Genomic DNA, 24,711 nt, shown 5'->3' on the forward strand with positions numbered 1-24,711 from the left:
CCTGCTCAGGAGACTATTGCATCGCATAACCAAGCGGAAGACGCATGGAGTGCAGTTTATTCGTGCATTAAACGCCATATCATAATGACTTGTGCTAGAGTCATTCTATGCAAAAACCGGATCTCAACCTGCTTATCACGCTCGATGTTCTGCTCGCGGAAGGCAGTGTTGTACGTGCCGCCCAGCGGCTGGGGCTTAGTCCGTCAGCAATGAGCCGGGCGCTGGCCAGATTGCGTAAAACTACCGGTGATCCTTTGCTGGTAAGGGCAGGGCGTGCATTGGTACCCACCCCAAGAGCGCTTGAGCTACGTGAACAGGTCAGCCAACTGGTACATAATGCGGCGGCGGTTCTACGCCCTGCGACGCAGCTGGATCTCACCCAACTGGCGCGCACCTTCACCTTACGTACCAGTGACGGTTTTGTCGAAAACGTCGGTGCGGCGCTGTTAGCGCGAATTCACCAAGAGGCTCCTGATGTTCGGCTACGTTTTATACAAAAACGGGACAAAGAGAGCACATTATTGCGTGATGGCATTGTCGATCTCGAAACCGGTGTGGTTGGTGCGATGGCCAGCCCCGAGTTACGCACGCGTGCATTATTTCGCGATCACTTTATTGGCGTGGTGCGTGCCAGCCACCCCTTATGCGAAGGGGATATCACCGCAGCTCGTTATGCGGCGCAGAACCATCTCTTGATCTCGCGCCGTCAGAACCATAAAGGGCCGATTGATGAAGCATTACAGTTACTGGGGCTTGAAAGGAATGTGATAACCTCCGTTGATAGCATTTCTACCGCACTGGCCCTGGTTAAAGGTTCCGACCTGATAGCGACGGTTCCTGAGCGTCACTCCGCCAATTTACGTATCGGATTACACAGTTTCCCTCTTCCATTTACGTTAGCACCCATCACACTCTCTATGCTGTGGCACCCACGTATGGACGCTGACCCCGCACACCGTTGGCTGCGCCGGTGTGTGCTCGACGTGTCATCCCTGACGGAAGGGCCAGGTCAGGTCTAATGGCGATTGTCAGCTCGTTGTAACCGATACCCGCTTTCCTACATCCAGCGCATGTAATGTTTAAGCTACGGTATGAATAGTGGCAAGCCTCTCGATCAGCACTGTTTCAGTGTGCAGCTTTAATTCCTCGCTATTTAATATCAAACCACCTGGGTGTGCCATCGGGAAAGTCATGGTGGCTTCAGTGGGTACCCAAGAGCAGAGGCTATTCGCGCAGTAGTTTCACCACAGAATTACCAAATTCGGCCATTATTGGGGAAAAAGGACCACTCTTGTTAGGCCGTCGGTGTCAGCGTTTTATGCGCCCGATTAGGTAAAAAGCAGTGCAAGATTATCTTGCCAAGAATCGTGGTATAAAACCATATAAAATCACCTTTATATCAGTGTGTTATGCTGTATTTTTTAAAAAAATACTCATTAGAATGGTTTTTTGGCCGAAAACTATTCTTTACCAGAAGATATTTATTCACTGCAAACAAAATAATTTACAGCGGAACAACTCATGAAAGACGTTAAGAACATTATTCCGATTGCGCACATCAAAAAAAATCTATTGGGGATGGCGCTGTTGTTCACCACGTTAATGAGTCAGGCGGCAATCAGCCTGGATCAAACGCGGATTATCTTTAATAGTACTGATAAGTTTGCCAGTGTCGTGTTAAAAAACAAAAGTGAAACACTCCCTCATTTGGCGCTATCGTGGTTGGAAAATGTAGCCGGACAGAAAGTCGATAGCCCGCTGGTTGTTGTGCCGCGGGCGCAGCGTATAGAGGCTGGGAAAAAGGGTCTGGTTCGCATCATGAAGTTGCCAGAGGCTAACAAGTTACCAACCGATCGCGAGACGTTATTCTATTTCAATGTGCGGGAAGTGCCGCCAAAAAGTAATATGCCTAATACGGTGCAAATAGCGATTCAAAACCGGGTGAAACTGTTTTATCGGCCTGCCTCGCTCAACGCGAGTGCTAACGGTATCTGGCAGGAGAGGTTACAACTCAGCAAGCAAGGTGGAGGCGTGAAGATTTATAATCCCACACCTTATTACATTACGATTGGGTATTTGAGCCAGGATCATCGCGGTAATTTCCCCGGTTTTGACAGCGTGATGATTGCACCTTTTAGCACTGAATCGGTTAAGACGTCGGGTTATCGCGGCAACCATTATAGCCTCGGTTATATAAATGACTTTGGTGGCATGGTCATTCGTACCTTTAACTGCTCTGGCGTGAATTGCCAAATTCAGTCGCTAAATGGGCAAAAATAATGCTTGTACCGGCTGGAGTGCGAAATGCAGGGCGTTGGGCAATTGAATCGATCCCGATGAGCTTATATTAGCATTAGGTCTCTGGGCTGAGGAAAAATAGCCGCAGCCCATCAGTTAGTTGTCTGTGTTATTCACTCATACAGCGGCAGTAATTGCTGATAAAGCTTTTTAAAGATTATCCGACGCCCACTGTAATAGTGATACCGCTGTGCATCAGGCAAGTGCCTTTGCTCCAGCATCAGCGGCGGTAATAAGTCGGCCAGAGGTACATTCGGATTTATGGCAATCTGGGCTAGCCTGGCAGCACCCAGTGCCGGGCCTACATCCCCGCCGGTACGATAATCCAACGTTTTGCCACTGATATCAGCCAGCATTTGTCGCCAGTATGCACTGCGTGCGCCACCGCCTATCAAGGTGATCGAACTGGGTTGTAATCCACTGGCATGTAGCGCATCCATGCCGTCAGCGAGTGCAAATCCTACGCCTTCCAGTACCGCGCGGGCTAAATCTGCCCGACCATGTTGGTGGGTAAAGCCCCAGAATGCACCTTTGGCATTAGGATTATTATGGGGCGTGCGCTCACCGGAAAGGTAGGGCAAGAACCACACGGGTGTAGCCGCAGGTGGTGTTTTTTCTACCTCGGTAAGCAATGCAGGAACGCTGTCGGCACCGGTGAGTTGGCAGGCCCAATCCAGGCATGACGCGGCGCTGAGCATGACAGACATCAGATGCCAGGTATCCGGCAGCGCATGGCAGAAACTGTGTACCGCACTGGCTGGATTACTGAGGAAGCCATCACTCACGGCAAAATAGACGCCGGATGTACCCAGCGATAGCATTGCCTGACCGCTCTGATACAGGCCGACCCCAATAGCACCCGCAGCATTGTCGCCACCCCCGGCTACCACCGGTATTGAACCCATCCCCCAGCGCGTGGCAATATCCGCACGAACATGGCCGGTAATCTGGTTGCCTTCAAACAATACTGGCATATGCTGGCGGTCCAAATCGCAGGCGGCCAGCATCTCATCACTCCAGTCGCGTTTTGCCACATCGAGCCACATCGTGCCGGCGGCATCTGACATATCAGTGGCAAAATCACCACTGATCAGAAAACGTAGATAATCTTTGGGTAACAGCACCTTATCAATACGATTGAAAATGTCTGGCTCATGTTCTGCCAGCCATTTTAGTTTCGGTGCGGTAAACCCCGGCATCATCAGGTTGCCGGTAATCTGGCGCGACTCGGGCACCGCATGTTCCAGTGCCTGGCATTGGGAGAAACTGCGGCCATCGTTCCATAAAATGGCCGGACGCAGCACCTGATGCTGTTTATCCAGTAAGGTTGCGCCGTGCATTTGACCGGTCAGTCCGAGGGCTTTTACCTGCTGTAAATCATGCTCTACAGCCAATGCGTGCAGGGCTTTATCGGTTGCCTGCCACCAGTCAGATGGGTTCTGTTCTGACCATAAAGGGTGCGGGCGCGAGACGGATAAAGTGGCACTTTGGCTGGCAATCACCTGCCCGTTTTCGGCCAAGAGGATTGCTTTGACGCCGGAAGTGCCTAAGTCGATGCCAAGGTACATATGCCTTCCTTATAGGTGAGACTGGGACAGCGAGTGTCCCATTTTAAACATCAGCCGAATATATAGCGGTTAACCCGATTTTCCAGTTGCTCTTGATGCCCACTCTGGTGCTGTGGGTTCAAGTTATGCTGTTCGGCATAATGCGCTAATTCTTCCAGCGACAGTTTGCCTTTTAGGATCTGTTGCCCAAACTCTTCATTCCAACCGGCATAACGTTTAGCAACCTGCTTATCTAACTGACCCTCTTCAATCATTTTGGCCGCAATTTTTAGTGCCAGAGCCATGGTATCCATCGCACCGATATGACCGTAGAACAAGTCATATTTATCAGTGCTTTGACGGCGTACTTTGGCATCAAAATTTAAGCCGCCGGTGGTAAAACCACCCGCTTTGAGGATTTCAAACATCACCAGCGCGTTTTCTTCTACGCTATTTGGGAATTGATCAGTATCCCAGCCCAACTGTGGGTCACCCCGGTTGGCATCCACCGAGCCGAAAATACCTAATGCAATCGCACTGGCTATCTCATGATGGAAAGAGTGCCCCGCTAATGTGGCGTGGTTAGCCTCAATATTCACTTTAATCTCTTTTTCCAGCCCAAACTGTTTAAGGAAACCATAAACAGTTGCTACGTCATAATCGTATTGATGCTTAGTTGGCTCCTGTGGTTTAGGCTCAATTAACAGTGTGCCCTGGAAACCGGTTTTATGTTTATGCTCAACCACCATCTGCATAAAACGGCCAATTTGCTCGCGTTCCTGGCGCAAATCCGTATTTAACAGTGTTTCATAGCCCTCACGCCCACCCCATAATACATAGTTTTCACCGCCCAATTTTTGAGTGGCATTCATGGCGGTAAAGACCTGAGTTGCAGCCCAACTGAAGACTTCCGGGTCTGGATTGGTGGCTGCACCTGCGCCATAACGCGGATGGGTAAAGCAGTTCGCGGTGCCCCATAATAATTTTACGCCACTGCTTTCTTGCTTCTCCGCCAGCACGTCGGTCATTACCGCGAAATTATTCAGATATTCTTTCAGTGATGCGCCTTCTGGCGAGACATCGACATCGTGGAAGCAATAATAAGGCACATTCAGCTTATGGAAGAATTCAAACGCTACATCGGCTTTACATTTTGCCAGCGCCAGTGCATCTCCTGAGTGTTGCCACGGGCGATCAAAGGCATTGGCTCCGAACATGTCGGCTCCGCCCCAGCAGAACGTATGCCAATAGCAGGCGGCAAAGCGCAGATGGTCGGCCATTCGCTTACCAAGGATAATTTCATCCGGATTGTAGTGATGAAATGCCAGCGGGTTAACGCTCTGGCGGCCTTCGTAACGCACTTGTTCTAATTCATCAAAATAAGATTGCATGAAATACTCCTTGGAAGCTGGCCCCGCTTTTGCCGGGCAGATGAGCCTTTATCTTCGGAGTTGTCGGCAATTGTCTCAATTACGTTATTTCACACTTAAATTCAGAGAATTATTAATTGTGGTGTAGATCTCATAAATAACAGTTTAATTATAAAAACTCTGGGATATTTATCGAGCGGATAACATTTACTGCATGAATCATGCATTTCCCGGGAAAGAAAACATGATCGTTATCATAAAATTAACATTAAACCAAAAAACATAATTGGCGGATGAAAATCTGTAATTGCCGATGTGCAAATAAGCGTCAACAATCCCTGTTGCCGTTGATGTTTACCGTTTCTCTTACCCTGCTTCTACAATAATAAAGGTACTTAAAGATGAAATTTAAGAACATTTTACTCTCCGCATGTGCCGTACTGGTAATGGTCAGCCAGCCAGGATTCAGTAAAGAAATTAAGATCGGTATGGCGATAGATGATTTACGTCTTGAACGCTGGCAGAAAGACCGCGATATTTTTGTTAACAAAGCTGAGTCTTTAGGCGCTAAAGTTTTTGTTCAATCTGCAAATGGCAATGAAGAAACACAAATGTCGCAGATTGAGAATATGATTAATCGCGGAGTTGATGTTTTGGTGATTATTCCTTACAACGGACAGGTATTAAGCAATGTTATTGCTGAGGCCAAAAGAGAAGGAATAAAGGTCTTAGCTTATGATCGTATGATTAATAATGCTGATATTGATTTTTATATCTCATTTGATAATGAAAAAGTGGGTGAATTACAGGCGAAAAGTCTGGTTGAACGAGTGCCACAAGGCAACTATTTTCTGATGGGGGGATCGCCGGTCGATAACAATGCCAAATTGTTCCGCCAGGGGCAAATGACAGTGCTTAATCCTTTGATAAAAGAAGGGAAAATTAAAATTGTTGGCGATCAGTGGGTTGATGCCTGGCTGCCAGAGAATGCCTTAAAAATCATGGAGAATGCCTTAACTGCCAACAATAACAATATTGATGCTGTGGTGGCATCCAACGATGCAACCGCCGGTGGTGCAATTCAGGCATTAGCTGCTCAGGGGCTGGCGGGGAAAGTGGCTATCTCTGGGCAGGATGCCGATTTAGCTGCAATAAAACGTATTGTTGCCGGTACGCAAACCATGACGGTATATAAACCTATCAGTAAATTAGCCAACGATGCGGCAGAAATTGCAGTAACACTGGGTAAAGGTGAGGAGCCGAAAGCGAACAGTAAATTAAATAATGGTATAAAAGATGTTCCTTCTTATTTATTAACACCGATTCAAGTTGATAAAAGTAATATTGACAGCACAATAATAACTGATGGGTTCCACAAAAAATCAGATATTTATTGATTGGCATAATGCCGACGGATTTCTGTAATAAACGGTCAGTTAATTAAGTTATTGACATGGCCGTTATTTAATATGGCCGTAATACTATAAGATCAACGGCATTAAGGAGGGAACTGTGCCCTACCTACTAGAAATGAAAAGCATTACTAAAAAATTCGGCATTGTTAAAGCCGTGGATAATATCAGCCTGACATTAGAAGCTGGGCAGGTGTTATCTTTGTGCGGTGAAAATGGTTCCGGAAAGTCCACATTAATGAAAGTGTTATGTGGTATTTACCCCACAGAATCCTATCAGGGGGAAATAATTTTCTCAGGCGAAACGCTTCAGGCCAAAAATATTCGCGAAACAGAACAAAAGGGCATCGCGATTATTCATCAGGAACTGGCATTGGTGAAACAAATGTCGGTGCTGGAAAATATGTTCCTCGGTTCCGAATGGGGTCGTTTCGGTATTATGGATTACGACGGCATGTACTTACGCTGTCAGCGCATGTTGGCACAGGTCAAACTGGCAGTCGACCCTAATACCCCGGTGGGCGAGTTGGGCCTTGGGCAGCAACAATTGGTTGAGATTGCGAAAGCGCTGAATAAACAAGTACGGTTGCTGGTTTTGGATGAACCGACCGCCTCACTGACCGAAAGTGAAACCGCTATTTTGCTGGATATTATTCGTGACCTGCGTAATCACGGTATTGCCTGCATCTATATCTCGCACAAATTGAATGAAGTCAAAGCGATATCAGATCACATCTGTGTGATCCGCGATGGCCGCCATATCGGTACTCGCCCAGCAGCGAGTATGAGCGAAGATGACATCATCTCCATGATGGTAGGCCGCGAACTGAAAGAGCTTTACCCCCATGAGGCCCACCACATTGGCGAAGAAATTCTACGGGTGGAAAATCTCTGCGCCTGGCATCCGGTCAACCGCCATATTCGCCGGGTGGATGAAGCCTCTTTCTCGTTGAAACGTGGTGAGATTTTAGGCATTGCCGGATTGGTTGGCTCGGGCCGAACTGAAACGGTGCAATGCCTGTTTGGAGTCTATCCTGGCCGTTGGCAGGGAGATATCTATATCAATGGTAAATCTGTTGCCATCAACACTTGCCAGCAGGCGATGAAACTGGGTATTGCGATGGTGCCAGAAGACCGCAAAAAAGATGGCATCGTACCGGTAATGGGGGTTGGGGCTAATATTACACTGGCAGCACTGGATGATTTTACCAGTTATTTCAGTATGTTGGATGCCGCCAAAGAGCAATCCACTATTGTGCAATCGCTGGCACGGTTAAAGGTCAAAACCTCATCGTCAGAGCTGGCCATTGCTCGCCTTAGTGGTGGTAATCAGCAAAAAGCGATTCTGGCTAAATGTTTATTGCTGAACCCACAAATTTTGATCCTCGATGAGCCAACGCGCGGTATCGATATCGGTGCAAAATACGAAATATATAAACTTATCAATCAATTGGTCCAGCAGGGGATTGCGGTCATTGTGATTTCCTCTGAATTGCCGGAGGTCTTGGGATTAAGTGATCGGGTGTTGGTCATGCATCAGGGGCGCATCAAAGCCGATCTTATTAACCATAACCTGACTCAAGAAAAGGTCATGGAAGCCGCACTCAGGAGTGAAACCCATGTCGCAAGCTAATCAGTCTGAACTGAACACGTCAGAAAATGGCGCTAAAAAACAGCTATTTCGGCTAAAATCCATTAATTTACAAGTTTTTGTCATGTTGGCAGCAATCGCCATTATTATGCTGTTTTTTACTTTCACCACCGAAGGGGCGTATCTCAGCGCCAGAAATATCTCGAACTTACTGCGTCAGACGGCGATTACCGGCATCTTGGCGGTGGGGATGGTGTTTGTCATTATTTCGGCGGAAATTGATCTCTCTGTCGGTTCGATGATGGGGTTGCTTGGCGGAGTGGCGGCTATTTTTGATGTGTGGCTTGGCTGGCCGCTGCCGCTGACTATTGTGGTTACGCTAGGTTTGGGGTTGGTACTGGGAGCATGGAATGGTTGGTGGGTTGCTTACCGTAAAGTGCCTTCGTTTATTGTCACCCTTGCCGGAATGCTGGCTTTTCGCGGTATCTTAATTGGTATCACCAACGGTACGACTGTATCACCGACCAGCAACGCGATGTCGCAAATCGGCCAAAGTTATCTGCCTAATGGGTTGGGTTTTGGTATCGGAGCTATTGGCCTGATGCTGTTTGTGGCCTGGCAATGGCGTCAACGCAATCACCGTATTCGCTTGGGTTTGCCGGTTGCCGCACCACAAGGAGATGTTACTCGCCAATCAATTACCGCAGTAATAGTTCTTGGCGCGATATATTTATTGAATGATTATCGCGGTGTTCCCACACCAGTATTGATCCTGACAGCCTTGATGCTGGCCGGTATATTTATGGCCACCCGGACTGCTTTTGGCCGCCGGATCTATGCCATTGGCGGCAATATCGACGCCGCTCGACTGTCTGGCGTGAATGTTGAACGCACCAAACTGGCGGTATTTGCTATCAATGGATTGATGGTGGCAATGGCTGGTTTGATTCTTAGCTCACGCTTGGGGGCCGGTTCACCTTCAGCCGGTAATATTGCCGAACTGGATGCGATTGCCGCTTGTGTGATTGGTGGCACCAGTCTGGCTGGTGGGATCGGGAGTGTGGCGGGTGCAGTCATGGGGGCATTTATTATGGCTTCTCTCGACAATGGGATGAGTATGCTGGATGTGCCGACTTTCTGGCAGTACATTGTGAAAGGCGCGATTTTACTGCTGGCAGTCTGGATGGACTCTGCCACCAAACGCCGGGTTTAATCCTATCACTTCGCTGAGAGATCAATGTCATCTGCATTGGTCTTTCAGCTTATTGAGCTTTGATATTCCACCCACTTCAGGAGCCATTCCCATGTTTGAGAAACGCTACCGGATAACCTTGCTGTTTAACGCTAATAAAGTGTACGACCGGCAGGTGGTGGAAGGTGTCGGTGAGTATTTACAGGCATCGCAATGCGATTGGGATATCTTTATTGAAGAGGATTTTCGCTGCCGTATCGATAATATTCGAGATTGGCTGGGTGATGGTGTTATTGCGGATTTTGATGATCGGCAGATAGAGCAATTGCTGGCGAATGTGGATGTTCCTATTATCGGCGTGGGGGGGTCTTATCATCAACCGGAAGAATACCCACCAGTAGATTATATTGCGACCGATAATGCGGCGCTGGTTGAAGCGGCATTTATGCATTTGAAAGAAAAGGGGTTAAACCGTTTTGCATTCTACGGTTTACCAGACAGTAGCGATAAGCGTTGGGCGCAGGAGCGGGAATATGCCTTCCGCCAATTAGTGGCGGCAGAACAATATCAAGGAGTGGTCTATCAGGGGATGGCGACCGCCCCGGCTAATTGGCAATACACCCAAAACCGTCTGGCAGATTGGGTACAGACTTTACCGCACCAGACCGGGATTGTTGCTGTGACGGATGCCCGGGCGCGGCATTTGCTGCAAGTGTGCGAGCATCTGGATATTGCGGTGCCAGAGAGATTGAGTGTGATTGGCATTGATAATGAAGAATTAACTCGCTATTTATCGCGAGTAGCACTCTCTTCGGTGGTGCAAGGGACGCGACAGATGGGCTATCGGGCAGCCAAGTTGCTGCATCAGCGCCTTAACCAACGCCAGAAACAGCAAGAGACTCCGCCATTACAGCGCATTTTGGTGCCACCGGTTAAAGTGATGGCCCGCCGCTCAACGGATTTCCGCTCGCTACGTGATCCGGCGGTGATTCAGGCGATGCATTATATTCGCCATCATGCATGTAAGGGAATTAAGGTTGAACAGGTGCTAGACGCGGTTGGGATGTCGCGCTCGAATCTGGAAAAGCGCTTCAAAGATGATATTGGTCAGACTATTCATGGCGTCATTCATGAGGAAAAGCTCGATCGTGCGCGAAATCTACTGGCCGCGACCTCATTGCCCATCAATGAAATCTCGCAGATGTGCGGTTATCCATCGTTGCAATACTTCTATTCGGTGTTCAAAAAAGGCTATTCCATTACCCCGAAAGAACACCGCGATAAATATGGCGAAGTGAGCTATTAGTCAGTTCTGAACCGATAATCTCTCTTCCACTGTTATCCAGATGGGGGATTTATTACCCCCCCTGTATTGAATGGCTAGCACCATACAATAAACACGCTATAATCACCGGCTTACATTCCTATCTTCTCTGGAAGATCATCGTCCCCGGTGGGGCGGCTGGACTTCAAATCCAGATGGGGCCGCCAGCGGTCCCTGGCAGGTTCGACTCCTGTGATCTTCCGCCAAAGCCTATCTCCCGCTTTCTCTCTCTGGAAATAAATCCTTTTATAATCCAACGTTTACAACGAGAATGGTCTGTCTGAATCTACCGTGGTCTACTGGTTTCTACCCTGTGCTGGGGGCATAAAAATAGGGTCTCTGACTTGGCATTTTACAACATCACCGGCTTCGCCTGAATTTACAAATCGCCGCTAACTTCTCTCTGGTTTTCTTCTGTGGATGAGAATCCTCGGTTTCCCATAGAGATACCGCCGATTGGCCGGAGATAGCATATCTATATAATAAAGACATGTTATTAAAAACAGTATTGACATCCACTACAGAACACGTAGATTGGAATTTAACACCGGTGCATTGAGTAACACGTTATATTTAGCCGGTGTCCATGTAGGCTGATTCAAAATAGTGCGATAAAGGCCACGAAGTATTTTTATATGTGAGAGTCGCAATGGAGTTTTTAAAACGAACTTCTGCGATGATGCTTTAAGGCCACGTAGGAAATATTTACAATCGCATGTTGTGGACGTTAACGCGATGAGTTAAGGCTTTGTTGTTAATAGTAATGTTCGCGATTTGTGTACACAAGTATGAAGTCGAGGATGTCGCGACGAAAGTAAAGCCATGTAGCAAGAGTATATATCGCGAGGGTGATGTACTCATTTAGTCAAGGTTATCATTAACATGGCTAAATGAAATAAACGGGAAGTGTTACTATTCAGTTAATATATTGGAGGGTAAGGTTAGTTATAAGCACCGAATATTCCTGTAGAAACATGTACATCTTTATATGTAGTACCTAAGAGCAGTATTAAGTTATTAAGTTGATTAATGTTTAATTTTAAACGTGTAGTACCTTAAAAGCCCTGACTACCACAGTCGGGGCTTTTATCATTTAGGCTTGAGGCATTTTTATCGTGTAGTCAGTGGGATAGTTGCGTCTGCCTCACCGCTCCATCGCGTTGGTCAACGTAAAAAATCAAGACTGGCCAATTGAGCATCCCAACTTCATCAAGAACTGAAGCTTTTCACCAGTGTTACGTATCGGAATAATAAAATCTCATATTTTACCTTTTTCACTACTCACAATGCTGAGTTTAGTGGTGGTTAGCACACGGTCATCTTTGCCACCATAATAATTGACATAAACCAGATAACATCCTTCCAGCATAGAAGGGGGAGTCGAACAGGTACATAGCCTCATTCCAACCATAAGTCGCGAGCCATACTGCTCATCTGGACTACGGGGATGGGTATCAATCAGCTCTGACTTTGCGCTACGGTAATGATCTTAATCAACTAATCCTCATATATGTTATGTCTTCTAATGCAGGTTTTTTAGTCAATACATTGAATTTAAATTAGATAGTTTATGGTTTGTTTATTTTGTAGGAATATTCTTACAAGTGATGGTGCTGAGTTCTTACATTAAAGTCTGATTGACCCATGATACATTTCAGTTAACACCTAGACCTAAAATTATTTTAGGTGAGTAGATAAGCAATACTAATAAAAATAAATATAAGCTCACGACAGCAATTAAAAACTGTCGGTCATTTTAGTTTTTAATTTTTGCACCGATTGACCAGGACATTAATATGAAAAATATACCGATTAGAGTCTTCGGAAAGAAAAGAATAACGATTGTCATCTCACTGGCGCTGGGCCTGTTTTCCGGCCAGATTTATGCTGGATGTAATTTAACTATTTGTACTGACACTACCTTCTGGGATGGTGTCTATGGTGATAATTACTCAATTACTAATACATTTGATTTAGTCTCCAGCCCGACGAATGCGGTTGTCGGCTTATATAAAAACCAAGCTGGGGAAATGCGATTTGGTAATAATCTCCACATCAGTGTGTCCGGTAACAAGGCTGACGCGATACAGATAAAATCAGGAGCACCCGCCAATAACCCTTCCATTATTACTATTGGCAACAATGCCACTATTTATGCATTAGGGAGTTCCGGCGACGGTATTAATGCCGGTAATAATACCGGTTCAAGCCTCATTACTCTTGGCAGCGATGCAGAAATACTCGCCAAGTATGGGATTGGCGTGCGTGCCAACCTGACCAATACAGCAGGGCAGTATAATAATATTGCTCTGGGTGATAGAGCGCATATCACAACGCAAGGCTCCGCCGCGAATACGGTTGATGGCTTAGGTTATGGTGTCTATGCCGGTAACCGTGAAATGGGCGACACTGGGCAAACGGGTTCAGCCAGTGTAACTCTCGGTAAAAATAGTTCAATTATGACCTCTGGCAATGCCGCAGATGCGGTTTTTGCCAATAAAAGCGGTGTCGTCAATTTAGGTGGTGGCACTACGGTGACAACCACCGGTAATAACGCGAATGGTTTAAATGCAGAAACGGGGTTACTCACGAATACCCGTGGCGGTATTATTAATATTTGGGTGGTTTGGCGATTAATGTGAGTGGCAGTAATTCAAATGCCATTTACGCCACCGGAATGGGTTCAGAAATAAAATCTTATAATGCGGTAAATAATCAATCTACTGCCGGTGTTTTTCGTATTGATGGCAATATCATAGCAGAAAAAAATGGCTTAGTAGATTTGAGATTTATTGATGGTTCTATTTTTAATGGCACAACAAAAAGCCTTGGCAGCACCAGCAGTAATAATGGTGTCATTAATTTGGCGATGAGCGGAAGCTCCAGTGTTTGGAATATGTCTGGTGAGTCAAGTCTGACCTCACTGAATTTATCCAGTGGAGTCATTATTAATTATCTTGAGAATAGTGCTACCTTCAAAACACTGACTGTCACCGGTAATTATCACAGTGATGGCGGTTATATCTATTTTAATACCGCGCTGAATGATGATACTTCAGAAACTGATAAGCTCTTGATCGACGGTAATACTTCAGGAACCACCTACGTTGTGGTGAGAAATGCCGGTGGTCTGGGTAATGAAACGCTCAATGGTATTGAGCTGATTCGGGTAAACGGCGACTCCGATGGTGAATTTATCCAGTCAGGCCGTATTGTTGCGGGTGCTTATGATTACAGCCTCAATCGCGGGCAGGATAATAGCGTAGGCCGCAGTCATGGTGGTGATAACAGCCACTGGTATTTAACCAATATTGCTGATCCGATCATACCGCCAACTGAACCCAAGAAACCGACGGATCCAACTGAACCCAAGGAACCGACGGAGCCAACTGAACCCAAGGAGCCTGTGGTTCCAATCGATCCCACCGACCCGGTTGTTCCTGGTCAGAAGCAGAAAGTCGAGCGGCCCGAAGCCAGTGGTTATGCGGCCAATCTGGCAGCGGCGAACAATATGTTTGTGACACGTTTGCATGACCGTTTGGGTGAGACTCAATATATTGATGCACTAACCGGTGAACAGAAAGTGACCAGCCTGTGGATGCGTAACGAAGGCGGCCATACCCGTTCCAGAGATAGTTATGATCAATTGGGTACCCAGAGTAACCGTTATGTACTGCAACTTGGGGGGGATCTTGCTCAGTGGAGTCATAATGATATGGACCGTTTCCATCTGGGAATGATGGCCGGTTACGGTAACAGTAAAAGCCGGACAGATTCCCGCATATCGGGTTATAGCGCACGCTCCTCAGTGGACGGCTATAGCCTGGGGCTATACGGCACCTGGTATGCTAATGAAGCCGATAAATCTGGCCTGTATCTGGACAGTTGGGCGCAATACAGTTGGTTTAATAACCGGGTTGAAGGGCAAGACTTGGCCGCAGAAAGTTATAAATCCAAAGGTGTTACAGCGTCTGTTGAGACAGGGTATACCTTTAAAGTGGGTGAAAGTTTGCACGGCACCTATTTTATTCAGCCAAAAGTACAGGCTATTTGGATGGGGGTGAAAGCCGATGATCATAAAGAAGACAACGGTACCCTCGTGTCTGGTGTTGGCGATGGTAATATTCAAACCCGCCTTGGGGTGAAAGCCTTTATGCACGGTTATAGCCGCCAGGATAAAGACAGCGAGCGGAGATTCCAGCCATTTGTTGAGGCTAACTGGATTCACAACACCAAGGATTTCGGTACAGTTATGGATAATGTGACCGTTAATCAAGCCGGTGCTGCCAATCTAGGTGAACTGAAACTCGGTGTTGAAGGGCAACTCAATAAGCGGCTGAATTTGTGGGGAAATATCGGCCAGCAGATCGGGAATAAAGGTTACAGCGATACCGGTGTGATGCTGGGTGTGAAATACAACTTCTGATAAGCTAATTTAAAGAGAGCAATACCGGTGATTGCTCTCTTATTATTGCTGTTTCTTCTTTTTCTGCCTGATGGCCCACGCCAGTAAATACTCATCGTTAATCAGTAAAATTACCTTGGATCGTCTGCGATATATCCCACATTTCGGGTATTGCAATGTAAAATTAGTGTGAAATATATGTGACTCCGTGCGCAAAAATAGACCAATTTTATGCTGATTTTATCCGCTAATCCACGTCGAAAATCCTTTCTTCCGCTCTTGTTGCAGAACGAAATTAAATATAACTAGTTAATTATAAAGATCATTTATATTTTCATCTTCTTGGCAAACCGGGGTTTAATGCAGTTTTTCTGGTGCTTGATTGTACTTGTCTATACGAGTATATGTTAATAAACACACAAGGTAAGCAATGTCGTTTGATACCAGAAAAACTTGTTGAAGGAAATTACCGTGACTGCCCAAAACAGATTCCGTGATACCGAGATTCGCGCCCCGCGTGGCACAAAACTGACCGCCAAAAGCTGGATGACCGAAGCCCCGTTACGCATGTTGATGAATAACCTTGATCCCGATGTGGCTGAGAATCCAAAAGAGTTGGTGGTTTATGGTGGTATTGGCCGTGCAGCCCGTAATTGGGAATGCTATGACAAGATTGTCGAAAGCCTGACCCATCTGAATGACGACGAGACGCTACTGATTCAGTCGGGTAAGCCCGTCGGTGTCTTCAAAACCCACAGTAACGCCCCTAGAGTATTGATTGCTAACTCGAATTTAGTTCCGCACTGGGCTAACTGGGAACATTTCAACGAACTGGACGCCAAAGGGCTGGCGATGTACGGCCAGATGACCGCGGGCAGTTGGATCTATATCGGTAGCCAGGGCATTGTGCAAGGCACCTATGAAACCTTCGTCGAGGCAGGCCGTCAGCACTTCGGCGGTAGCCTAAAAGGGCGCTGGGTACTAACGGCGGGATTGGGCGGCATGGGGGGGGCGCAACCGTTGGCAGCCACTCTCGCCGGTGCTTGCTCGCTGAATATTGAGTGCCAGCAAAGCCGTATCGATTTTCGTCTTAAAACCCGCTATGTGGATGAGCAAGCCACCAGTCTGGATGACGCTCTGGCGCGGATTAAAAAATATACTGCCGCCGGTGAAGCGGTTTCCATCGCATTATGCGGCAATGCTGCCGAAATCTTACCTGAGCTGGTTCGTCGCGGTGTCCGTCCGGATATGGTGACCGACCAAACCAGTGCGCACGATCCCCTAAACGGTTATCTGCCAAAAGGTTGGAGCTGGGAAGAGTACCGCCAACGTGCGCAGACCGAACCTACACTGGTGGTTAATGCTGCCAAGACATCAATGGCGGAACATGTTGAGGCGATGCTGGCTTTCCATAATATGGGTATCCCAACCTTCGATTACGGCAATAATATTCGCCAAATGGCACAAGACATGGGTGTCACCCACGCTTTTGATTTCCCCGGATTCGTACCTGCTTATATTCGGCCACTATTTTGCCGTGGTATTGGCCCGTTCCGCTGGGCTGCGCTCTCCGGTAACGCCGAAGATATTTATAAAACTGATGCCAAAGTCAAAGAGCTAATCCCAGATGATGAGCATTTGCATCACTGGTTGGATATGGCTCGTGAGCGCATCAGTTTCCAAGGCTTGCCAGCACGTATTTGTTGGGTCGGTTTAGGGCAGCGCGCGATGTTAGGCTTGGCATTTAATGAAATGGTTCGCAGTGGTGAGCTGTCAGCGCCGATTGTCATTGGTCGCGACCACCTCGATTCCGGTTCGGTCGCCAGCCCTAACCGTGAAACCGAAGCGATGCAGGATGGCTCTGATGCGGTATCCGACTGGCCGCTACTCAATGCATTGCTCAATACGGCCAGTGGCGCAACGTGGGTCTCTCTGCACCACGGTGGTGGTGTCGGGATGGGCTTCTCCCAGCACTCAGGTATGGTGGTGGTTTGTGATGGTAGCGATGATGCGGCTGAACGCATCGCTCGGGTATTACATAACGATCCGGCTACTGGTGTTATGCGCCATGCTGATGCAGGTTATGATATTGCTATTAACTGTGCACAAGAGCAGGGGTTGAACCTGCCGATGGTTGCTGCAACTCAAGGTAAAAAATCATGAAAACAGTCAATAAAACAGTCAATAAAACAATGGTACTGCACCCTGGGCTGATGACGTTGGCGGATTTGCGACATATATACCAATATCCAGTCCATATTTCTCTGGATGATACCGCCTACGAACCCATTCAGAAAAGTGTGGATTGTGTACAAGCGATATTGGCAGAGAATCGTACAGCGTATGGTATCAACACCGGATTTGGGCTATTGGCATCGACCCGTATTGCTACGGAAGATTTAGAAAATCTGCAACGCTCTATCGTTCTTTCTCATGCAGCCGGTGTGGGTGAACCCAATGACGATGCCATTGTACGCCTGATTATGGTGTTAAAAATCAACAGCCTGGCGCGCGGTTTCTCCGGTATCCGCCTGGAGGTTATTCAAGCATTAATCACGCTGGTCAATGCAGAAGTCTATCCGCATATCCCACTGAAAGGTTCTGTGGGCGCATCGGGTGATTTGGCACCACTGGCACATATGAGTTTACTGCTGTTAGGTGAAGGTAAAGCGCGTTATCAGGGCGAGTGGTTGGATGCCAGAACGGCACTGACAAAAGCGGGTTTAGAACCGCTGACCCTCGCCGCCAAAGAGGGGCTGGCACTGCTTAATGGTACTCAGGTTTCAACGGCTTATGCACTACGTGGCCTGTTTGAAGCTGAAGATCTCTATGCCGCAGCCTCTGTTTTTGGCAGCCTGACCGTGGAAGCGGCTTTAGGCTCCCGTAGCCCGTTTGACGCACGTATTCATGCGGTGCGAGGTCAGCGCGGGCAGATTGATGCTGCCAGCACTTATCGCCACCTGCTCGGTGAACGCAGCGAAGTCTCTGAGTCTCATCGAAATTGTGACAAAGTCCAAGATCCATACTCTTTGCGTTGTCAGCCGCAGGTCATGGGTGCCTGCCTGACCCAAATGCGTCAGGCCGCGGAAGTCTTGGCTATCGAATCTAATGCGGTGTCAGATAACCCGTTGGTCTTTGCTGAACAGGGCGATGTACTGTCCGGTGGGAATTTCCATGCTGAACCGGTCGCAATGGCGGCTGATAACTTGGCGCTGGCGCTGGCAGAGATCGGTTCGTTGTCAGAGCGCCGTATCTCACTGTTGATGGACAAACACATGTCACAGTTACCTCCTTTCCTGGTGGAAAACGGCGGGGTTAACTCTGGCTTTATGATTGCGCAAGTCACGGCGGCGGCGTTAACCAGTGAAAATAAAGGGCTGGCATTCCCGTCCAGCGTTGACAGCATCCCTACCTCTGCCAATCAGGAGGACCACGTTTCTATGGCTCCCCGTGCTGGCAAGCGTTTGTGGGAAATGGCCGAGAACGTGCGTGGGATTCTGGCCGTTGAATGGCTGGCATCGTGCCAGGGGTTGGATTTGCGTAAGGGGCTAAAAACCTCAGAGACATTGGAACCCGCCCGCCAGCTATTACGCAAACAGGTCGCTTACTACGATAAAGATCGTTTCTTTGCTCCAGATATTGAAGCGGCAAGCCAGCTTATAGCCCAGCGTCATATGAATGAGTTAATGCCAGCACATCTACTACCCAGTCTGTTATAACGACGGGTCCATTAATAACTAAAAAACCATTAATAACAAAAAATCATACCGATCTATGGGTGGCCCCGATATTCGGGGGCACCCTTTCTGAACCCCTGCCTGCAAAGGCATAAATTGCGAGAATGTACCATGAAGAATGATTCATCCACGCTTAAACGCGGCCTTAGCGCGCGGCATATCCGGTTTATGGCGTTAGGTTCCGCCATTGGTACCGGTCTGTTTTATGGTTCGGCGGAGGCTATTCGTCTGGCGGGGCCAGCAGTGTTACTTGCTTATTTGATTGGTGGTGCGGCCGTATTTATGGTGATGCGCGCGTTGGGTGAAATGGCAGTGCATGATCCGGTTGCTGGCTCTTTTGGTCACTATGCCAGCCGCTATCTCGGGCCGTTGGCCGGTTTCCTGACCGGCTGGACTTATACTTTTGAAATGATCATCGTGGCACTAGCGGATGTGACGGCATTCGGTATCTATATGGGGCTGTGGTTCCCCGATGCACCGCAGTGGGTCTGGGTACTGAGTATCATCTTCTTTATTGGTGCGCTGAATTTATGTTCAGTGAAGGTTTTCGGCGAAATGGAATTCTGGTTATCACTGCTAAAAGTGACGGCGATTATTGCCATGATTGCCGCTGGTCTGGGCATCATGATGTTCGGCTTTGGAGCCGGTCACGAAAGCACTGGGGTCAGTAACTTGTGGTCTCACCAAGGGTTTATGCCCAACGGCATCAGCGGGGTAATTGCATCATTCGCCGTAGTGATGTTCGCCTTTGGTGGTATAGAAATCATTGGGGTAACAGCCAGTGAGGCGAAGAACCCGGAAAAAGTATTACCACGCGCCATCAATACCGTTCCTGTACGTATTCTGCTTTTTTATGTATTGACCCTGTTTGTCCTGATGGCAATTTATCCGTGGAATAGCATTGGGCAAAATGGCAGTCCTTTCGTGGAGATTTTTAGTAGTTTAGGGATCAGTTCTGCGGCTAACATCCTAAATTTGGTGGTTATTACCGCGGCTATTTCGGCGATTAACAGCGATATTTATGGTGCGGGCCGCATGATGTACGGCATGGCGCAGGAGGGATTGGCACCGAAGTGTTTTAGCCGCCTGACGCGCAATGGCGTGCCTTGGATGACTATTTTAGTGATGGCAATCGCATTATTATGCGGTGTTGTACTGAACTATCTGATTCCAAAAAATGTATTCCTGATTATCGCCTCGATTGCGACCTTTGCAACGGTCTGGGTATGGTTAATGATTCTAATCTCACAAGTGGCGATGCGCCGCTCTATGAGCAAAGAAAATATTGCCAAACTGACATTCCCTGTACCATTTTGGCCAGTGGCACCTATCCTGACTATTATCTTTATGGCCTTTATTATTGCGGTGTTGGGGTATTTCCCTGACACCCGTATAGCCATGTATGTCGGGGTGGCGTGGGTCGTATTAATGACACTGGCCTGGTGGGTTTGGGTGCGTAAAACACCGCCACGTATTATTTCGAAAGTAGAAAGCAGCGAAGCATAGCAACAGTCATTCTGAATCAGGCCGCTCTTAATAAGATCTGCGGCCTGATTTACTTTCAACGGCAGCGGTGGTTGCACAGCGAAATTAAGTGCCAGTTTAATGAAATTAGAGGGGTTACAGGGGAATTAAGCTATTTATTGCTGTTTCTTTGGCAGTAATAGCCACATATTAGTTTTATTGATACCACACTGTATACCCAGATAATGATTTCCATTTAAAGTACAGCCATGACAATACAGTGATAAACTGATCTTAATTGCGGAAATTTATATACCTACGGAGTAACGGCCCATGCCTACCATAGCCATTAAACGGTGGATAAAACGGATTGTTCTGGTCTTGGTGGTGATGTCCGTTACCCTACTGGCAATACGTATTTACGATACACAACGTGGCCCGAAGCTGGAACTTTGGCATACCTTCGTCCCTCATGAAATGCGTGCTGCTGAGATTGATAAAGCCAGTTGGGCGGATTATATGAAAGCGGAAAATAACGTTTTTGATGAAGTTCGCACTAATGTTACAGAGAAATTGGAGCCAAGAGTTCAGGTTTCTCTCAACCGTTATTATTCTGGCAGCGCAATTTATCCACCACATTTTAAAAATGATTGGAACCGCTCCTATATCCTGCAACCTGACGGCAAACCCAAAGGTGCGGTGGTATTGCTGCACGGTTTGACCGACACGCCTTATAGCTTGCGGCATATTGCTGAAAATTACCGCCAGCGTGGTTATGTTGCTGTGGGGATTCGCTTGCCAGCACACGGTACAGTTCCTGCCGCCCTGACCGATGTTGAATGGCAGGATTGGTTAGCGGCAACTCGTCTGGCGGTGCGTGAAGCTAAAACGTTGAGCGGCGCAGATTTGCCACTGCATGTCGTTGGTTTCTCTAATGGTGGCGCGCTGGCGATGAAATATACGCTGGATTCAATGGATGACCCGTCACTGGCGAAACCTGCGCGTGTCATATTGGTATCACCAATGATTGGCGTGACCAGCTTTGCCCGTTTTGCAGGTATTGCCGGTTGGCCGGCTGTCTTCCCGGCCTTTGCTAAAGCGGCCTGGTTGGGGATCGTACCGGAGTTTAACCCTTTCAAATACAATTCGTTCCCAGTGAATGCAGCTCGCCAGTCTTATTTACTGACCGCTGTGTTGCAACAGCAAATTGCCCGTGATGCGCGCAATAATAAAATGGATGAGTTGCCACCCATCCTGACCTTCCAGTCACTTATGGATTCAACGGTCAGCACTCGGGCTGTGGTCACCGCACTTTATAATCATCTGCCGAAGAATGGCAGTGAAGTGGTGTTGTTCGATTTGAACCGTGCCGTCAGTTTTGGCCCATTATTGAGAACCTCTTCTTATACCGCGTTGGCGCGTTTGTTACCGCCACCGCCACGTAATTACAGTGCAACAGTTATCACCAACGTTTCACCACAAAGTAATGAAACAGTGGCGTTAACGACTTTGGCGGGGGAAACTAACGAGACATCAGTGCCTACCGGCTTGATTTATCCACCGGATATTTTCTCGTTATCTCACGTTGCTCTGCCATTCCCGATGAGTGACTCATTGTATGGACGTTATCCTGAGCCGCGTGACCAATATGGTATCAGTCTGGGCACGTTTGCCGCTCGTGGTGAGCGCGCAGTACTGGTGGTAGGTTTGGATTCATTGATGCGTATTTCATCGAATCCGTTCTATCCCTACATGTTGCAACGCATAGACGATAAGATAGACGCACCCGTGCAGTAATGGCACTTCAGAGGCCCCCTTACTGGGGGTTTTGCCTTTTGAGGGATAAACGTCTAAATCTGGCTTATTATTATAAAGTGCGCGATTTTATCGTGAATTTTCTAACAGATTGTTTTTTAAGTCTATTAACCCAGAAAGGAACATGCTATGTCTATCGAAAAAGTCGTATACCGTGCCAAAGCGAAAGCTACCGGTGGCCGTGATGGCCGGGCAACATCCTCTGACGGTGTTTTGGATGTGAAATTGGGTGTCCCGAAAGAGATGGGCGGCGCAGGTGGGGCCGTAACTAACCCGGAACAACTGTTCGCTGCGGGTTATTCTGCCTGCTTCCTTGGTGCGCTGAAATTTGTTGCATCAAAAGAGAAAGTAAAAATACCCGATGATGCCAATATTGAAGGTACTGTCGGTATTGGTGCTATTCCCACCGGTTTTGGTATTGAAGTACAACTTGATATCAGCTTACCAGGTATTGAGCGCAGCATAGCAGAAGACTTGGTGAAAAAAGCCCATGTTGTTTGCCCGTATTCCAATGCCACTCGCGGCAATATTGATGTCACTCTGAACATCAAATAGGTCTTGTCTCCAGTCGCCCGCGAGAGTCTTCTTGTGGGCAATCTTGCTTTTTCTTCGACTTTCGTCATTATCTCCTTATTTTTAAATAAAATAATCTGATAGCTCATCCTCCGATTCTGTGTTGATTCGCTAATTATCACGCAAATAGTGATTCAGATAACTCTTGCATTTAAAATCAATGGCGTAGTTACTGACCCCGCACTGAACCTGGAGGCGGGTTTACTGTCTGATTGATTCAAGCCGTGAATAGTGTCTTTGGAGACCTGGCGTTTTATGGACAGAGTAAAATCTTTATCGCAGCAAAGTATCTCTTTGTTGCTGGCCTTTTATATTGGTATTTTCCTGAATATCTCTGTCTTTTATCGCCGTTTTGACTCATTTAGCCAAGGTGTCCAAGGTATAAAAGTGGTGTCAGCTATCACAGAAGTGATGGCCATTATTCTGTTTACCTTTTTTGTGATGCGAGTGATCTCCCTCGGTGGACGATGGTTTTATCGTGTTATCGCCACCCTATTGGTATTAATCTCAGTCGCTGCCAGCTATTACATGACTTTTTTCAATGTTGTGATCGGCTATGGCATTGTGATTTCTGTGTTAACCACAGATACAGACCTTTCCAAAGAAGTCATTGGGCTGCATTTTGTTATCTGGATGGTGTTGGTCAGCGCCTTGCCTTTGTTACTTATCTGGAAAAATAACCTGCGATTCACTCTGCTGGAGCAATTCCTGACGCCGGGACAGCGTATCAAACCGATATTATTGATGATAGTTGCGGTCGGGCTGGTTTGGTTGCCTTTACGCTATCTGGATAAAGTACAACACGCGGATGAACAGTTGAATACCGTGGATTTACCCAGTTACGGCGGTGTAGTTGCTCACTCTTATTTGCCTTCTAACTGGTTGGCTGCATTGGGTTTATATGCTTACACGCAATACGATGAAAAGTATGACGCGGCAACGCTGTATGATCCTACTGAACACCATACTTATGTCGCGCCAGCCGGTATTGATGAAACCTATGTTGTGTTTATTATCGGTGAAACAACGCGTTGGGATCATATGGGGCTGCTCGGATATTCACGCGATACAACCCCGCGCCTGAGTAAAGAGAAAAATTTAGTCGCATTTCGCGGTACCTCGTGTGATACCTCTACCAAGCTCTCCCTGCGTTGTATGTTTGTACGCGAAGGCGGCACAGAAGATAACCCGCAACGCACACTGAAAGAGCAAAATGTATTTTCCGTCATGAAATCATTAGGTTTCACCTCTGAGTTATTCGCGATGCAGAGCGAAATGTGGTTCTACAACAATGCAAATACTGATAATTACTCATTTCGTGAATTGATTGCTTCCGAGAAACGTAATGATGATAAACCCGTTGATGACATGCTGTTGGTGGATGAGTTAAAGGAGTCGCTTGGGCGTTATCCGGCGGGTAAACATTTGGTTGTTTTACATACTAAAGGCTCACATTATCTCTATTCCCAACGCTATCCTCGCAGTTATGCCCGTTACCAGCCGGAATGCATGGGTGTGGATGATTTCTGTAGTAAGCAGCAGTTGGTGAATGCGTTTGATAACAGTGTGTTATATACCGATTCATTTATCGCAAATGTCATTGACCAAATGCGGGATAAGAAAGCGCTGGTGTTTTATGCCGCAGACCACGGCGAGTCAATTGATGATAACTCCCATTTCCACGGTACCCCGCGTGAAATGGCACCACCAGAGCAATTTCGCGTGCCATTGATGGTATGGGCATCGGATAAGTTTTTGGCGCAACCTGATCACCTCACTGCGTTTGAACAATTACAGGCTGAGCAGCGGGTGGGGAAAACCCATCGTCAGGTTGAATTGTTCGACTCGATCCTCGGCTGTTTAGGCTACACCTCACCCGATGGTGGAATTAATGCACAAAATAATTGGTGTCAGGCACCCGGCCGAAATACTCAACCTGCAATATAATTAACATCTGAAAGTAAAATCTGATATGGATTGATT

At 47.3% G+C, this 24,711-nt stretch carries 16 protein-coding genes, 1 tRNA gene and 2 pseudogenes; 15 read left to right on the top strand and 4 right to left on the bottom strand.

Going from position 1 to position 24,711, the window contains the following annotated elements:
• Positions 1-107 precede the first annotated feature (107 nt).
• On the top strand, positions 108-1,019 hold the full coding sequence (locus YALDO0001_RS02390) for a LysR family transcriptional regulator (RefSeq protein ID WP_004699547.1): 912 nt from the start codon (positions 108-110) through the stop codon (positions 1,017-1,019).
• Between the two features lie 63 nt (positions 1,020-1,082).
• Here the strand turns inward: YALDO0001_RS02390 and YALDO0001_RS22300 are convergent.
• Positions 1,083-1,249 (bottom strand): annotated as a pseudogene (locus YALDO0001_RS22300) (isochorismatase); the annotation flags it as partial.
• Positions 1,250-1,521: 272 nt separating this feature from the next.
• Between YALDO0001_RS22300 and YALDO0001_RS02395 the strand changes: the two are divergent.
• A complete protein-coding gene (locus YALDO0001_RS02395) occupies positions 1,522-2,280 on the top strand; it encodes a fimbrial biogenesis chaperone (RefSeq protein WP_004699549.1) in 759 nt (252 codons plus the stop codon).
• 131 nt (positions 2,281-2,411) lie between these two features.
• Here the strand turns inward: YALDO0001_RS02395 and xylB are convergent, their stop codons facing one another.
• Both xylB and xylA read right to left on the bottom strand, forming a co-directional pair.
• The gene (gene xylB, locus YALDO0001_RS02400) at positions 2,412-3,866 is read right to left on the bottom strand and encodes a xylulokinase (RefSeq protein ID WP_004699550.1); all 1,455 of its coding nucleotides are present in this window, start codon (positions 3,864-3,866) and stop codon (positions 2,412-2,414) included.
• Between the two features lie 50 nt (positions 3,867-3,916).
• Positions 3,917-5,236 carry a xylose isomerase gene (gene xylA / locus YALDO0001_RS02405; RefSeq protein WP_004699551.1) on the bottom strand — a complete coding sequence of 440 codons (1,320 nt, stop codon included), beginning with the start codon at positions 5,234-5,236 and terminating at the stop codon, positions 3,917-3,919.
• Between the two features lie 380 nt (positions 5,237-5,616).
• Here xylA and xylF point away from each other — a divergent pair, with 380 nt between their 5' ends.
• The 5 genes from xylF (at position 5,617) to YALDO0001_RS21165 (ending at position 10,940) form a co-directional block, all read left to right on the top strand.
• Complete coding sequence (xylF, locus tag YALDO0001_RS02410; RefSeq protein ID WP_042839299.1) at positions 5,617-6,612, top strand: D-xylose ABC transporter substrate-binding protein; 996 nt, start codon at positions 5,617-5,619, stop codon at positions 6,610-6,612.
• Positions 6,613-6,727: 115 nt separating this feature from the next.
• Entirely contained in the window at positions 6,728-8,260 is a 1,533-nt protein-coding gene (locus YALDO0001_RS02415) for a xylose ABC transporter ATP-binding protein (RefSeq protein WP_042839300.1), read from the top strand.
• Complete coding sequence (gene xylH / locus YALDO0001_RS02420) at positions 8,247-9,431, top strand: xylose ABC transporter permease XylH (protein ID WP_042547408.1); 1,185 nt, start codon at positions 8,247-8,249, stop codon at positions 9,429-9,431. The genes YALDO0001_RS02415 and xylH overlap by 14 nt, the downstream gene beginning before the upstream one ends.
• Positions 9,432-9,522: 91 nt before the next feature.
• Positions 9,523-10,716, top strand: a complete 1,194-nt coding sequence (gene xylR / locus YALDO0001_RS02425; protein ID WP_042839301.1) for a D-xylose utilization transcriptional activator XylR — start codon at positions 9,523-9,525, stop codon at positions 10,714-10,716.
• A gap of 129 nt (positions 10,717-10,845) precedes the next feature.
• Positions 10,846-10,940 (top strand) — tRNA-Sec (locus YALDO0001_RS21165).
• A 154-nt stretch (positions 10,941-11,094) separates the two neighbouring features.
• Here the strand turns inward: YALDO0001_RS21165 and YALDO0001_RS21695 are convergent.
• Positions 11,095-11,193, bottom strand: a pseudogene (locus tag YALDO0001_RS21695) (transcriptional regulator); the annotation flags it as partial.
• Positions 11,194-12,530: 1,337 nt separating this feature from the next.
• On the opposite strand from YALDO0001_RS21695, the gene YALDO0001_RS21700 reads away from it, so the two are divergent.
• The 8 genes from YALDO0001_RS21700 to eptB all read left to right on the top strand — a co-directional run bounded on the left by YALDO0001_RS21700 (position 12,531) and on the right by eptB (position 24,675).
• Positions 12,531-13,376, top strand: coding sequence for a hypothetical protein (locus YALDO0001_RS21700; protein WP_004699557.1), 846 nt, complete (start codon positions 12,531-12,533; stop codon positions 13,374-13,376).
• Complete coding sequence (locus YALDO0001_RS21705; protein ID WP_050773542.1) at positions 13,373-15,160, top strand: autotransporter outer membrane beta-barrel domain-containing protein; 1,788 nt, start codon at positions 13,373-13,375, stop codon at positions 15,158-15,160. The genes YALDO0001_RS21700 and YALDO0001_RS21705 overlap by 4 nt, the downstream gene beginning before the upstream one ends.
• Before the next feature lie 450 nt (positions 15,161-15,610).
• Positions 15,611-17,302, top strand: a complete 1,692-nt coding sequence (gene hutU, locus YALDO0001_RS02435) for a urocanate hydratase (protein WP_042839302.1) — start codon at positions 15,611-15,613, stop codon at positions 17,300-17,302.
• Between the two features lie 29 nt (positions 17,303-17,331).
• Positions 17,332-18,858 carry a histidine ammonia-lyase gene (gene hutH / locus YALDO0001_RS02440; protein ID WP_004699561.1) on the top strand — a complete coding sequence of 509 codons (1,527 nt, stop codon included), beginning with the start codon at positions 17,332-17,334 and terminating at the stop codon, positions 18,856-18,858.
• A gap of 129 nt (positions 18,859-18,987) precedes the next feature.
• On the top strand, positions 18,988-20,382 hold the full coding sequence (locus YALDO0001_RS02445; RefSeq protein WP_004699562.1) for an amino acid permease: 1,395 nt from the start codon (positions 18,988-18,990) through the stop codon (positions 20,380-20,382).
• Positions 20,383-20,673: 291 nt separating this feature from the next.
• Complete coding sequence (locus tag YALDO0001_RS02450; protein ID WP_004699563.1) at positions 20,674-22,137, top strand: alpha/beta hydrolase; 1,464 nt, start codon at positions 20,674-20,676, stop codon at positions 22,135-22,137.
• Positions 22,138-22,284: 147 nt separating this feature from the next.
• Positions 22,285-22,710, top strand: coding sequence for an organic hydroperoxide resistance protein (locus tag YALDO0001_RS02455; protein ID WP_004699564.1), 426 nt, complete (start codon positions 22,285-22,287; stop codon positions 22,708-22,710).
• A gap of 273 nt (positions 22,711-22,983) precedes the next feature.
• A complete protein-coding gene (eptB, locus tag YALDO0001_RS02460; RefSeq protein WP_042839304.1) occupies positions 22,984-24,675 on the top strand; it encodes a kdo(2)-lipid A phosphoethanolamine 7''-transferase in 1,692 nt (563 codons plus the stop codon).
• Positions 24,676-24,711: the final 36 nt, after the last annotated feature.

The organism is Yersinia aldovae ATCC 35236, from assembly GCF_000173735.1.
Classification (GTDB): domain Bacteria; phylum Pseudomonadota; class Gammaproteobacteria; order Enterobacterales; family Enterobacteriaceae; genus Yersinia; species Yersinia aldovae.

Coding starts and splice junctions, on each gene's coding strand:
- YALDO0001_RS02390 (WP_004699547.1), top strand. CDS start 108: ATGCAAAAACCGGATCTCAACCTGCTTATCACGCTCGATGTTCTGCTC.
- YALDO0001_RS02395 (WP_004699549.1), top strand. CDS start 1,522: ATGAAAGACGTTAAGAACATTATTCCGATTGCGCACATCAAAAAAAAT.
- xylB (WP_004699550.1), bottom strand. CDS start 3,866: ATGTACCTTGGCATCGACTTAGGCACTTCCGGCGTCAAAGCAATCCTC.
- xylA (WP_004699551.1), bottom strand. CDS start 5,236: ATGCAATCTTATTTTGATGAATTAGAACAAGTGCGTTACGAAGGCCGC.
- xylF (WP_042839299.1), top strand. CDS start 5,617: ATGAAATTTAAGAACATTTTACTCTCCGCATGTGCCGTACTGGTAATG.
- xylH (WP_042547408.1), top strand. CDS start 8,247: ATGTCGCAAGCTAATCAGTCTGAACTGAACACGTCAGAAAATGGCGCT.
- xylR (WP_042839301.1), top strand. CDS start 9,523: ATGTTTGAGAAACGCTACCGGATAACCTTGCTGTTTAACGCTAATAAA.
- YALDO0001_RS21700 (WP_004699557.1), top strand. CDS start 12,531: ATGAAAAATATACCGATTAGAGTCTTCGGAAAGAAAAGAATAACGATT.
- hutH (WP_004699561.1), top strand. CDS start 17,332: ATGGTACTGCACCCTGGGCTGATGACGTTGGCGGATTTGCGACATATA.
- YALDO0001_RS02445 (WP_004699562.1), top strand. CDS start 18,988: ATGAAGAATGATTCATCCACGCTTAAACGCGGCCTTAGCGCGCGGCAT.
- YALDO0001_RS02450 (WP_004699563.1), top strand. CDS start 20,674: ATGCCTACCATAGCCATTAAACGGTGGATAAAACGGATTGTTCTGGTC.
- YALDO0001_RS02455 (WP_004699564.1), top strand. CDS start 22,285: ATGTCTATCGAAAAAGTCGTATACCGTGCCAAAGCGAAAGCTACCGGT.
- eptB (WP_042839304.1), top strand. CDS start 22,984: ATGGACAGAGTAAAATCTTTATCGCAGCAAAGTATCTCTTTGTTGCTG.